The sequence below is a fragment of the Stenotrophomonas sp. ESTM1D_MKCIP4_1 genome (assembly GCF_003086895.1).
Taxonomy (GTDB): domain Bacteria; phylum Pseudomonadota; class Gammaproteobacteria; order Xanthomonadales; family Xanthomonadaceae; genus Stenotrophomonas.
On sequence record NZ_CP026004.1, the window covers coordinates 116,673 to 128,074 of the forward strand.

General features: G+C 65.6%; 12 protein-coding genes and 1 pseudogene. 6 read left to right on the top strand and 7 right to left on the bottom strand.

Annotation, left to right across the window (positions count from 1 at the left end; genetic code table 11):
* Nucleotides 1-23: 23 nt before the first annotated feature.
* A complete protein-coding gene (locus C1924_RS00455; RefSeq protein WP_108763584.1) occupies nt 24-413 on the bottom strand; it encodes an I78 family peptidase inhibitor in 390 nt (129 codons plus the stop codon).
* A 116-nt stretch (nt 414-529) separates the two neighbouring features.
* Here C1924_RS00455 and C1924_RS00460 point away from each other — a divergent pair, with 116 nt between their 5' ends.
* Nucleotides 530-1,582, top strand: coding sequence for a DNA topoisomerase IB (locus tag C1924_RS00460; RefSeq protein ID WP_108763585.1), 1,053 nt, complete (start codon nt 530-532; stop codon nt 1,580-1,582).
* A 33-nt stretch (nt 1,583-1,615) separates the two neighbouring features.
* Here the strand turns inward: C1924_RS00460 and C1924_RS00465 are convergent, their stop codons facing one another.
* Complete coding sequence (locus C1924_RS00465) at nt 1,616-1,960, bottom strand: hypothetical protein (RefSeq protein WP_108763586.1); 345 nt, start codon at nt 1,958-1,960, stop codon at nt 1,616-1,618.
* A gap of 196 nt (nt 1,961-2,156) precedes the next feature.
* On the opposite strand from C1924_RS00465, the gene C1924_RS00470 reads away from it, so the two are divergent.
* Nucleotides 2,157-3,263, top strand: coding sequence for an SDR family oxidoreductase (locus C1924_RS00470; protein ID WP_108763587.1), 1,107 nt, complete (start codon nt 2,157-2,159; stop codon nt 3,261-3,263).
* A 77-nt stretch (nt 3,264-3,340) separates the two neighbouring features.
* Here C1924_RS00470 and C1924_RS20480 read toward each other — a convergent pair.
* A pseudogene (locus C1924_RS20480) lies at nt 3,341-3,472 on the bottom strand (serine hydrolase); the annotation flags it as partial.
* Here C1924_RS20480 and C1924_RS00480 point away from each other — a divergent pair.
* Nucleotides 3,456-3,662, top strand: coding sequence for a hypothetical protein (locus C1924_RS00480; protein ID WP_108763588.1), 207 nt, complete (start codon nt 3,456-3,458; stop codon nt 3,660-3,662). The pseudogene C1924_RS20480 and the gene C1924_RS00480 overlap by 17 nt on opposite strands.
* A gap of 66 nt (nt 3,663-3,728) precedes the next feature.
* Here the strand turns inward: C1924_RS00480 and C1924_RS00485 are convergent, their stop codons facing one another.
* From C1924_RS00485 to C1924_RS00495, 3 genes are all read right to left on the bottom strand, one after another.
* Nucleotides 3,729-4,880: a metallophosphoesterase gene (locus C1924_RS00485; RefSeq protein WP_108763589.1), complete on the bottom strand. Its 1,152-nt coding sequence runs from the start codon at nt 4,878-4,880 to the stop codon at nt 3,729-3,731.
* A gap of 173 nt (nt 4,881-5,053) precedes the next feature.
* Nucleotides 5,054-5,890 (bottom strand): SDR family oxidoreductase, encoded by an 837-nt coding sequence (locus C1924_RS00490; RefSeq protein ID WP_216821568.1) that lies wholly within the window; start codon nt 5,888-5,890, stop codon nt 5,054-5,056.
* Nucleotides 5,891-5,979: 89 nt separating this feature from the next.
* A complete protein-coding gene (locus C1924_RS00495) occupies nt 5,980-7,164 on the bottom strand; it encodes an MFS transporter (RefSeq protein WP_174208922.1) in 1,185 nt (394 codons plus the stop codon).
* 240 nt (nt 7,165-7,404) lie between these two features.
* Between C1924_RS00495 and C1924_RS00500 the strand changes: the two genes are divergently transcribed.
* The 3 genes from C1924_RS00500 to C1924_RS00510 all read left to right on the top strand — a co-directional run bounded on the left by C1924_RS00500 (nt 7,405) and on the right by C1924_RS00510 (nt 10,998).
* Nucleotides 7,405-8,310 (top strand): LysR family transcriptional regulator, encoded by a 906-nt coding sequence (locus C1924_RS00500; RefSeq protein ID WP_108763592.1) that lies wholly within the window; start codon nt 7,405-7,407, stop codon nt 8,308-8,310.
* 381 nt (nt 8,311-8,691) lie between these two features.
* On the top strand, nt 8,692-9,078 hold the full coding sequence (locus C1924_RS00505) for a BlaI/MecI/CopY family transcriptional regulator (protein WP_108763593.1): 387 nt from the start codon (nt 8,692-8,694) through the stop codon (nt 9,076-9,078).
* Between the two features lie 3 nt (nt 9,079-9,081).
* Nucleotides 9,082-10,998, top strand: a complete 1,917-nt coding sequence (locus C1924_RS00510) for a M56 family metallopeptidase (protein ID WP_108763594.1) — start codon at nt 9,082-9,084, stop codon at nt 10,996-10,998.
* 66 nt (nt 10,999-11,064) lie between these two features.
* Here the strand turns inward: C1924_RS00510 and C1924_RS00515 are convergent, their stop codons facing one another.
* A complete protein-coding gene (locus C1924_RS00515; protein WP_108763595.1) occupies nt 11,065-11,388 on the bottom strand; it encodes an I78 family peptidase inhibitor in 324 nt (107 codons plus the stop codon).
* Between the last annotated feature and the right edge of the window lie 14 nt (nt 11,389-11,402).

The window sequence follows — 11,402 nt, forward strand, 5'->3', positions numbered from 1 at the left end:
CCCTTGCCGGCGCTGGCTTTCAGTCAACCGCAGCGCGCACCGCTGACCAGGCCCTTTTCATCCACTTCGATGTTCAGGCGGTCGCCCAGGAACTCCATGGTGGCCATGTCGTTGGGCTTCAGCACGCGCACCTGGGTGGCGGCGGCATCTTCCTGGGCCTGCTTGCCCAGTGCGTCGGTGTAGGTCTGCCCGACCAGGCTCTGCACCTGGCTGGCATCGCAGTTGCCGGCCGGCGGTGCTTCGGTGGCCTTGCCGGCTTCATCGGCCGGGGCCTTGGCGGCTTCGGCGGCCTGCTGGGCGTGGGCGGTGGCCGAATCCTGCTCGTCCAGCGCCGGCGCCTGGCAGGCGGACAACGCCAGCACGGCCGGCAGCAGCAGGGCGGAGAGCGAACGGGCGCGAATGTGGAACGGCATCATGACTCCGGAACGGAAGGGACTGTGAAGACCTGAGCATAGCCGCCCGTGGCCGCTCACGTGTTTGTCTTGCGTTATTGACGTGGCCACGCCGCGCTGAACGCCACACTGGTGCCATGTCCTCTGCCCCCACCCCCGAACGACAGGCCGCGCGCGCGGCGGGCCTGCGCTATGTCGATGACACCCAGCCCGGCTTCAGCCGGCGCCGCGCAGGCCAGGGCTTTGCCTACCGTGATGCCGATGGGCACCCGGTGCGCGATGCCGCCACCCTGCAGCGCATCCGCGCGCTGGCCATCCCCCCGGCCTATACCGCCGTGTGGATCTGTGCCCATGCCAATGGCCACCTGCAGGCGACCGGCCGCGATGCGCGCGGGCGCAAGCAGTACCGCTACCACGCTGACTGGGCGGCGGTGCGCGATTCAGGCAAGTTCGATCGCACCATCGCTTTCGGCGAAGCATTGCCGGGACTGCGGCGCCGGCTCAGCCGCGATCTCAAGCAGCGCGGTTTCCCGCGGGACAAGGTGCTGGCCGTGGTGGTCGCGCTGCTGGCCGACACCCTGGTGCGGGTGGGCAATGAAACCTATGCCAAAGAGAACAAGTCGTTTGGCCTGACCACGCTGCGCAACCGCCATCTGGACCTTCTGCGAGGCGGGCGCGTGCGCATGCGTTTCCGTGGCAAATCCGGGCAGCTGCACGAGGTGACTGTGGGCGACCGCCGGCTGGGCACGCTGGTGCGCGGCGTGCAGCAGCTGCCGGGGCAGGCGCTGTTCCAGTACCGCGACGACGAGGGGGTCATCCAACCGGTCGATTCCGGGGCGGTGAATGACTACCTGCGCGAGGTGATGGGCGAGGATTTCACCGCCAAGGATTTCCGCACCTGGGGTGGCACCCTGGCGGCGGTGCAGACCTTCGCCGCCACCGAACTGCCCGAACCGGCCAGCCAGCGTGCGCTGGCCAAGGCGCAGCGCGAGGTGGTGTGCCAGGTGGCCGCGCGGCTGGGCAACACGCCTGCCGTCTGCCGCAAGGCCTACATCGACCCCTGCGTGTTTGCCGGCTGGGAACGCGGCGAACTGAACGCGCTGGCGGGCCTGCGCGGCCCGCGGCAGTGGGAGCAGGCCACGCTGAAGGTGCTGCGCCGCGCACGGCGGCTGGCAAAGCGCAGTACGTGAGCCCTGCGTAGCGTCGAGCTTGCCCGTCGGCGGTTACCCGCAATAAATGGCGGTGATGTTGTTGGTCCGGCCGGTCTCGATGGTCAGGCGATCACCGCCTTCCTGCGCCGCACCCGCCGCCGGGTCGGCAGTGCCGCTGGCCGTGTTGCCGCTGTGCTCACGGCTGCCCCGGGTGACCTGCACGTGCAGGCTGTCGCTGTCCACGCGCGCACGTTCGACAGTCATGTCCGACGCGGCCAGGCCGACCGCGCCGCGCACCATGTTGGTATGGCACTGGCCGGAAATCACGCCGTCGATGGGCTGGATCTGGGCGACCGGGCTGCTGCTGCAGGCAGCCAGGGAGAAACAGACGGCGGCGGTGGCAATGAGGTGCTTCATGGGGGCATCCCTGATGAGTGTTGTTGCTGGCAGGGTGCGACGACACGCGTGGTGGCGGAATGAATGCCGTGCACGCGATGGACACGGCACGCTCACTGCCACCGACAACGCGGATGGCGACACTGCACGAGCGGCGTACGCCGTCCCGGTAGTGCCGGCCGCTGGCCGGCAACCCTGTTCCCCCGAGGAGACCTGCATGGCCACCACGAAGAAGTCCCCCACCCGCCGCAAGGCGTCGCCCAAAGTGCGCAAAGGCAGCACCGTCGCCAAGACGGTTGCCGACCCTGATCGCCCGCGCGTGGTGAAGACCGCCACCCGCAAGGCCGCCGCCAGCGACCCGCGCGCCGCTCGTGTGGCCTCGCGGCAGCGCCGCCTGCAGGACCAGGAGAAGGCCAAGGACGCGCGCGCCGCCAAGAAAGCCACCAAGAAAACCGCCACCCAGGCCGGTGCACGCAGGCAGCCGGAAACGATGCCGGCCCAACACCTGGCCAAGCCCGGTCATGAGCACGCACTCGAACTGGCGCCGCGCTTCCTTGCACCGGACTATGTGGGCAGCGGCAAACTGCAGGGCATGCGCGCGATCATCACCGGCGGCGATTCCGGCATTGGCCGCGCTGTGGCCGTGCTGTACGCCCGCGAAGGCGCCGATGTCGCCGTGCTGCACCTCGATGAGGCGGAGGATGCGGACATCACCCGCCAGCATGTGGAACGCGAAGGCGGGCGCTGTGTGGTGATCGCCGGCGACGTGCGCGACCCGCGCTTCTGCAACAAGGCGGTGAAGCAGGTGGCCAAGGCCTTCGGTGGGATCGACATCCTGGTCAACAACGCAGCCTTCCAGCTGCATTGCGGGCGCCTGGAAGACCTGGAAGACGCGCACCTGCAGGAAACGCTGCAGACCAACATCGGCGGCTACATCCAGATGGCGCGGGCCGTGCTGCCGTACCTGGGCGAGGGCGCCAGCATCATCAACACTGGCTCGGAAACCGGCTTGTTCGGCAGCAAGGCACTGATCGATTATTCGGCGACCAAGGGCGCCATTCACGCCTTCACCAAGGCGCTGGCCAGCCAGCTGTTGCCGCGAGGTATCCGGGTCAACTGCGTGGCGCCGGGCCCGGTGTGGACGCCGCTGAATCCCGCCGACAAGCAGGCCGAGGACGTTGCCGAGTTCGGCAAGGACAGCGACATGGGCCGCCCGGCGCAGCCGGAGGAGCTGTCACCGGCCTATGTGTTCCTGGCTTCGCCCGCGTGCGCCAGCTACATCAGCGGCGCGATCCTGCCGGTGATGGGTGGGCCGCGCGGCTGACGCGGCGATTCTGCCGGTAATGCGTGGACGGCGCCGCTCACCCGGCGGTAGTGCCGGCCGCTGGCCGGCCGCTGTGCTCAGGGCGGGGCAACAGGCGCATGAAGATCAGCAAAGCGTGGAATGAACCGATGCGGGTTGGCGCCGACCCGGTTGGTCATCTCCACCACCGCCACACCGCAGTCGGGGTAGACGATGAAGGCAGCCCGCGCGTTGCGCATCCTGGAGCGGTTCTTCTACTTCACCAAGCAGCAGGAGTCGTTCAACACTTCGATGGAGACGCTGGCTGCGCAGGATCGGTCATTACTGGACCTAAGTCGCTCCTTGGCATATCGCTCCCACGGCGACGCCAATACATTGCAGGCAGCGCAGCAGCAACTGGGCGAGCTCAGGATTGCATGAGTCTCCATCAGAGCGTTTGCTTTGATGTGAGCTCACAGTAGGGTTCAGTGAGATTCGCCCTGAATATCACAGCCCATGTGCTGAGTCGCGGCTGCGCGGCTTCTTCACCAGCGTGAAAAGGGTGATCTCAGACGGGCGGCCTAAACGAAGCGGGAATCCGTTCCAGATCCCTGTACCGTTATTGACGTAGATGTTCGTGCTGCCGCGCTTATACATCCCTGATACCAAGCCGTGGTTTGCGTTCGCGACCACCCTGTCCACGCCCAGAATCATTCCGCCGTGCGTATGGCCGGCCAGCTGAAGGTCAACACCAAGCTTCTGGCTCTCGGTGACGCCATTGGGGCGGTGACGGAGGAGGACGATCGGCTCCGCAGCAGTGACCCCATCAAGTGCCTTGCGCAGATCTGGCATCTCTGCGCGCACCTTCTCCGCTGCTTCGTCGGTGACCGCAGCCAGTACCAGATGCTTTTTCCTTTGCCCAATCAGCACATGTTCGTTGATCAGCACGTGTAGCCCTTGGGCCTGGAACTTACGTGTCCAAGCTTTGTGATCGAAGTAGTACTCGTGGTTTCCCAGCGACACGAACACGCCCTCCTTGGCCCGAAGCTGGCCTAGAGGACTGATGTCGTTGTCGCGAGCCGGAACGTAGCCGTCGATCAAATCACCGGTGATGACGACGATATCCGGATTGAGAGCGTTCGCGCGCACTACCACGTCGTGCAGCCACTGCTTGCCCAGAAGCCTGCTTACGTGCAGATCTGAAAGTTGGACCACGCGCAGGCCGTCAAGCTCCTTTGGCAGGTGCTCGATCCGGACCTCAATCTCATTGACCTGAGGCGCCTTTTTCCCGTGGTACGCGGCGATTGCGGCCAGAGGAAGCGCAATCCCAACGACGAAAGGACGCACCCGCAGCAACCATTGCTTAGCTGCCCCCTTGCCCCGCGAAGCGAGCAATAACAGAGCTGTAAGGTCTGTGAGCAACCCAAGTGCGGCCATGAACAGGACTGCACCCATGACAGCACCTGCCGCCAGAACGATCCAGCCGGGGAGTTCGGGGGAGAACATGTCGCCAAATGAAACCTGGCTCAGCAGGCGGTTCATCGAGCCGATCAGGAGGATCGATAGTGCGACGATCCGATAGATCAGTTGTACCCGAATCGGGTAGATCACTCGGACGGCGACATAGGCGAAAAGCAGGAAGCAGTAGACGTGAAACACTGGCGCACCATTTGGGCTGAGGAACACGGGCGGGGACTGACTTGAGCGATGAGGTTGGGCGGATCATGCTTTCCCTCTTTGTCTGTCTGGCTATCCCGCCCGCGCAACAGAGACGCCGGATCCCCCACTCTGCATGCAAGGGTTCCGGGGCACCTGCCGGGGACATCCGACGATCAGCTTTTGAGCCAATCTGCAAATCGCGCTTGCCAGGCCGGGTGCCAGCGGGAGAGCGCCGGCCGGTTCTGGATCATGTCCTCTACTGACCAGCGGAAACGCTTGGCGTCCAACTCGGCAGAGACCTCGTTGTCCGGACAAATGATGTAGAAGTCTTCATTCAACAGCCGGGCCAGGAAGTAGTCGACGACCTGCTCTGCGGTCCATGGAGCTGCAGGCTTGGCGTCGATGGATGCGTCCAAGCCGGGGAAGTTCATCGGCGTCCAGGTGTAGCCAGGAACGAGAAGATGGGCCGAGACACGCCCCTGTGTGGTCTGGTGAAGCTCATGGGCCAGCTGTTCAGTGACTGCGTTGAGGGCGGCCTTGGCCGTCGAGTACCCCGCGTTGCCCGGGGGCGTTGTAATGCCTTCTTTGGATCCCAGGTTCACGACAGCCGCCGCGTCACTGCCGGCAATCATTGCTGGAACAAACAGATGCTGCGCAAGCAGGGCCGATTCAAAGTTCACCGCCATGGCGCGGCGCCATGTGCCCAGCGCGTCCCAAGGTCCCGCATGGCATGTGGCGCCCACGTTGTTGACCAGCAGATGGACGCTGCCGAAGCGCTCGATCACCGCATCCCTGAAGGCAGTGAACTCACGCTCCGATGTGACATCCCCTTGATAGGGCACCACGTTCTCACCCAGCTCTGCGGCGAGGGCACTCACTCCTTCGGCATCACTATCCAACAGGGCCAGCTTCATGCCCCGCGCATGCAGTTCGCGTGCGAGTGCCGCGCCGATGCCCTTGGCGGCGCCAGTGATGACGGCGACGTTGTTCTTGGCGACAACCTTGTTCATACGCTGAGTCATTGAATGGTCTCCTGAGCGGATAGCGCAACGGGGCGCCTTCTGTTGATTGGATCGGGCTGGTAGTGGGGTGCGCCGCGTTAGGGCCGGGTTGAGCGCGTTTGGGAGAGTGCGACCGCGAAGATGGCAAGACCGGCTGCGGCAAGCGCAGTGCCGACCAGTCCCGTCGAGGCCCATCCAAAGCCCAGTGAAATGGCCAGGCCGCCGGTCCAGGCGCCAATGGCGTTGGAGGTGTTGAAGGCCGAGTGATTCAGCGCCGATGCCAGCGATTGGGCTTTGGGTGCTGCGTCCATCAGGCGCGCCTGCAGAGCCGGTACCAACGCAAAGCCAATGCCGATCAGGAACAGCGTCGCCGCTGCTGGAACGGGGCTGCCTGCGGTCCAGGTGAAGATCCCAAGGAACACGGCGTTCCAGATCAGGAACCCCACGATGGCCTTGTTGAGCGACCTGTCGGCCAGCCAGGCACCAACGACGTTGCCAACAACCATCCCCAGACCCCACAGGGCCAGGAACCATGGAACATTGGACGCCGGCTGCCGGGTCACCTCTGTCAGCGTCGGGGTGATGTAGCTGTACACCGCGAACATGCCACCAAACCCGATCGCTGCCGTGGCCAGCGTCATCCAGACCTGCCGGGACGTCAGGGCTGACAGCTCCGTCTTCGGGGATGCGCCGGGCTCCGGCTGCAGCGTGGGCACCGTGATGGGCAGCAGCACCAGCATCAGCGCCCCGCCGGCAGCGACCAGGCCAAACGCTGACCGCCAGCCAAAGCTCTGGCCCATCCAGGTCACCAGCGGTACGCCGATCAGATTGGCTGCGGCAAGACCCAGCATCACCCGCCCGATGGCCTGGGTGCGCTGGCTGGCAGGAACCATCGACGCCGCCAGCAGGCCTGCCGTTCCGTAATAGGCGCCATGGGGGAGGCCCGAGACGAACCTGGCAATGGCGTTCAGGCCAAAGCTGCTTGCCATGGCCGAGAGCGCGTTGCCGACCAACACCAGCACAGCGAGGCCCATCAGGATCCGGCGCCGCTCCATCCTGGCGGTGAGCATGGCCAGCAGAGGCGCACCCACGACAACGCCGATGGCATAAGCGCTGATCAGATGTCCGGCCGTAGGAACATCAACGGCATAGGTCTTGGCCATGTCCGGCAACAAGCCCATGGCAGCGAACTCCGCCGTTCCGATGAACAGTCCACCAAGCGCCAGAACGACCTGGGCGGGCACCACCCCCATCGGTGCGGGGTTCTTGTATGTGTTCTTCATTGCGATCCCGCATCTGCTCAGCCTTTTGCTGTGGGCAATGGTGGGATTAGCGGCGCAAGGATTGGCTGAGTAGGATTCAACAATTCGATGAACTGAATTGCACAAAATAGGGAAAATCCTGCCGCCTCAAAGACTTGCTCTGTGTTGAACTGCGTGGATCGTATTCATGAGCGCTCCTAAACACCGGGCGCTTATGGCCCGGTGTACGGTGCATGTCACACGGGACACAGAGCAACGAAGATGGCCAAGCTGACCAGGGGGGATTTGGGCGACCTGAACATGTTTCGTCAGATCGCCGAGTCGGGCGGCTTCCGGCGCGCCGCCGCGCAGCTCGATGTGTCGCCCTCGGCGCTCAGCCACGCCATGCGGGGGCTGGAGACCCGCCAAGGTGTACGCCTGTTCAATCGCACCAACAGAAGCGTGACCCTGACGCCGGCGGGGCAAGAACTGCTGGTACGTCTCAACACAGGGTTCGGTGAGATCGAGTCGGGTCTTGAGACGCTCAATCGATATCGGGACCGCCCGATCGGCCAGCTGCGGGTGAATGTCCTCAGCGACGCTGCGCGCCTGATCCTGGCCCCAATCCTTGCCCGCTACATCCAGGCCTTTCCCGATGTGCGGATGGAAGTGGTGGTCCAGGACGAAGTCGTGGACATCGTCAACGATGGTTTTGATGCAGGCATCCGCTACGGCGGGCTGGTACCGGAGGACATGGTGGCCATCCCGTTGGGCCAGCGGCTCAGATGGATCATGGTCGCCTCCCCAGGCTATCTGAAGGAAAGCGCTCTTCTGGAAAGTCCCGCCGACCTGGCGAACCACCGATGCCTGGGTATCCGGATGGGCAACAAGCAGATCTATCACTGGGAGCTTGAATCCGGTGATCGGTCGGAAGTGGTTTCGGTGGAGTGGGTGGCAATACTCAACGAGACGATTCTGGCCATCGAGCTGGCAGAGACCGGCGGAGGCATTGCCTACTGCCTGGAGAACAGAGTCACCACACAGTTGGCCGAGGGCCGTCTTCAACGGGTGCTGCCCGAATGGACCTCGATGGGACCAGCGTTTCATCTCTACTACCCCAGCCGGCGCCAGCTGCCAGAGGCGTTGCGGGCACTCCTGCGGCTCATCCAAGCCCAGAGTGCTTCCTGACAAAGGCAATATCGAATGCGGCACGCCGGTGTGCCAGAAGCCTGATCGCATCACGTCCTCCGACGATGGGGATCATGCTGGCGCTCATTGCACTCGCTCTGAGACGCAGAACTTTGCGTATTGACGGTGCCTGAGCGCCAATATCCAGTTGGTGATTTTCGGAGAGGCTGGCGCCACACCCAAGGCCTTTACTCGGGGCTTGCGAATCTGGGCCTGACTTCCCGTGGGAGTAGCCATGTTTGGCGCAGGAGCCAATCTTTATGCGTCTGCATATCGGGCTTCGCACGCCCCTACCGTTCGTCGGCCCATGACTTCCGGGGGGTTGACTACACGTGTCGTCACATCGACAGTAGCTACACGTGTAGTCAATGGAGATGCGTCATGCGTGGCAAGACCATCGGGGACCAGGAGCTGGCCCTGCTGCAGTACATCGATGAGCATGCGCCGGCCAGTGTCGGCGAGGTCGCCAGTGGCTATGGCGAGGCCCGCGGGCTGGCCCGTTCCACCGTGCTGACGATGATGGAGCGGCTGCGCGCCAAGGGGTATCTTCAGCGCCAGCAGCAGGACGGCGTCTACCGCTACCAGGCCACCCGTGGCCCGGAAAGCGTGCTGCAGGGCGCGGTGGCCCAGTTCGTCGACAACACCCTGCAGGGCTCGGTGTCGCCGTTCGTGGCCTATCTGTCGCAGCGCCAGCAGGTCAGCGACAACGAGCTGGCCGAACTGGAAGCGCTGGTTGCCCAACTTCAATCGCGTCGCGACGAGGGCTGAGCCATGGACACAACGATGCTGATTCCCCTGTTGGAACGCCTGGGCTGGACCAGCCTGCAGACCGTGCTGCTGGTGGCCCTGGTGTACGGGCTGTGCCGCGCGCTGCCGTCACTGTCGGCCAGCACCCGCTGCCGCCTGTGGTGGCTGGTGTCGCTGCAGGCAGTGCTGGGCCTGTTCTGGAGCCAGCCGTTGCAGCTGGCCTGGCTGCCGGCGCCGCAGGCCGTGGCGATGAGCGCCACCGACCTGGCCGCCGATGCGATCCATCCGGTGGCGCCGGAACTCTCGGCGAACCTGCTGGCCACCGCGCCGATCAACCAGGCCCCTGACATCGCCGCGTCGATCGGCAGCGGCGTATCGTCGATGGCCTGGTGGGCGATGGCGCTGGCCGCGCTGTGGCTGTCCGGCGTGCTGGTGATGGCATGGCGCACCTTCGGCGAGTGGCGCCAGTGCCGCGCGCTGTTGGCGGCCTCGCACCCCTGCGAAGATGCTGCCCTGGTGCAGGCGCTGCAGTTGGCGGCCGATGCCCATGGCCTGCGCCGTGCACCCGGCCTGTGGATGAGCGAACAGGTTGATGCACCGCAGCTGGTCGGTCCTCTGCGCCCGGTGCTGCTGCTGCCGGCCGGTGCCACTGCGCTGCAGGGCGATGCGCTGGATCTGGCGCTGACCCATGAACTGCAGCACATGCAGCGCCGTGACCTGCAGTGGGGCCTGTTGCCCGCACTGGCCCAGCACCTGTTCTTCTTCCATCCGCTGCTGCGCCTGGCCGTGCGTGAATATGCCCAGGCCCGCGAAGAGGCGGTGGATGCGGCGGTGGTCGGCCAGCACGGTGCCAGCCGCCATGCCTATGGCCGTCTGTTGCTGCAGCTGGGCGTGGCGCCGCAGCCGCATCTGGGCGTGGCCAGTGCCGCGCCGAGCACCACCAGTCTCAAGCGCCGCCTGCTCAGCCTGCAGCCTCGTCGTGCCTGTCCGCGCCTGCTCGCCATCGGCCTGACCGCCCTGGTGGTTGCTGTGGGCGTGGCACCGATGCGCCTGGTGGCCGCCCCGGCACCGCCGGCGCCGCCTGCACCGCCGAAGGTGGTACCCGCACCGCCGGCCGCGCCTGCAGTGCCGGCCAATGCCACCCACGTGGTGATGCCGACCCCGCCGACGCCGCCAACTCCGCCGGCCGCCGCCGATGCAACGCCTGCGCCGCCCGCGCCTCCGGCACCGCCGGCCGAGGATGACGACAGCTACACCACGGTGGGCGAGCTGCACCTGGGCAACGACCTGGAACGTGGCCACGTGCTGATCGACCATGGCCGCAGCTATGCCAGCGCGACGATCGACGACATCCAGCAGGCCCGCCGCGATGTCGGCCGCGATGGCCCGGTGCTGTGGTTCCGCGAAGGCAACAAGCGCTATGCCGTGCGTGACCCGGCGCTGATCGAACCGCTGCAGCGCGTCTACGCGCAGTCGGCGGAACTGGGCCGGCAGCAGGGCCAGCTCGGCCGCGAGCAGGGCGCCCTGGGGCGTCAGCAGGGGGAACTGGGCCGCAAGCAGGCGGTGCATGCACGGGAGATCAGCCGTGCGGCAACGCAGGCCGCCAGCAAGGCCCTGCGCGAAACCGACATCAACCGCCAGGCCGCGGCCGAAGCGGCGAGGGCGGCAAGCGGCTCGATGGATGACGCGGCGATTGCCCGCCAGGCCGCCGCCGAGGCGCGTCTGGCAATGCGCGAAGTACAGGCCGTGCAGGATGCGCACAGCAAGGACATCAGCGAACTGGCTGACCAGCAGGCTACGCTCGGCCTGCGCCAGGCGGCGCTGGGCAACAAGCAGGCGGTGCTGGGTGAACAGCAGGCCAAACTGCAGGCGCAGGCCTCGGCGCAGGTGAAGCAGGTGATCGCCCGCGCGATGGCCAGTGGCAAGGCGCAGCAGCTCTGAAGGAAATGCCGGCCAGCGGCCGGCACTACCAGCAGATGGGGTAGTGCCGGCCGCTGGCCGGGAACATCAACCGCAGCTGGCGCGTTCGATCTTGTTCTGCGCGTCCACGTGCACGGTCACCCGGTCCTGACGGAAATCCATCGTCACCGCCATGCCCGGCTTCACCACCCGGGCATTGCGAGCGCCGCTGTCAGCCACCAGTTTTTTGATCGTGGCCTCATCGGCGGTTTTGCCGGTGAACGCTTCCAGTGCGTCGGGACGGCATTCCTGCGGGCCATCGGAGACCTTGGCCGGCAGGCTGCCGGTATCGGCGGTGCTGTTGGCACCCGCGTGACTGCAGGCTGCGAGCGGCAGGATGCTGGCCAGCAGCAGCATTGAGGTCGGACGCATGGGTACGGCTCCGG

Excerpts from the sequence above, each read along its gene's own strand:
- C1924_RS00455 (WP_108763584.1), bottom strand. The coding sequence starts at position 413 with ATGCCGTTCCACATTCGCGCCCGTTCGCTCTCCGCCCTGCTGCTGCCG.
- C1924_RS00460 (WP_108763585.1), top strand. The coding sequence starts at position 530 with ATGTCCTCTGCCCCCACCCCCGAACGACAGGCCGCGCGCGCGGCGGGC.
- C1924_RS00465 (WP_108763586.1), bottom strand. The coding sequence starts at position 1,960 with ATGAAGCACCTCATTGCCACCGCCGCCGTCTGTTTCTCCCTGGCTGCC.
- C1924_RS00470 (WP_108763587.1), top strand. The coding sequence starts at position 2,157 with ATGGCCACCACGAAGAAGTCCCCCACCCGCCGCAAGGCGTCGCCCAAA.
- C1924_RS00480 (WP_108763588.1), top strand. The coding sequence starts at position 3,456 with ATGAAGGCAGCCCGCGCGTTGCGCATCCTGGAGCGGTTCTTCTACTTC.
- C1924_RS00490 (WP_216821568.1), bottom strand. The coding sequence starts at position 5,890 with ATGAACAAGGTTGTCGCCAAGAACAACGTCGCCGTCATCACTGGCGCC.
- C1924_RS00495 (WP_174208922.1), bottom strand. The coding sequence starts at position 7,164 with ATGAAGAACACATACAAGAACCCCGCACCGATGGGGGTGGTGCCCGCC.
- C1924_RS00500 (WP_108763592.1), top strand. The coding sequence starts at position 7,405 with ATGGCCAAGCTGACCAGGGGGGATTTGGGCGACCTGAACATGTTTCGT.
- C1924_RS00505 (WP_108763593.1), top strand. The coding sequence starts at position 8,692 with ATGCGTGGCAAGACCATCGGGGACCAGGAGCTGGCCCTGCTGCAGTAC.
- C1924_RS00510 (WP_108763594.1), top strand. The coding sequence starts at position 9,082 with ATGGACACAACGATGCTGATTCCCCTGTTGGAACGCCTGGGCTGGACC.
- C1924_RS00515 (WP_108763595.1), bottom strand. The coding sequence starts at position 11,388 with ATGCGTCCGACCTCAATGCTGCTGCTGGCCAGCATCCTGCCGCTCGCA.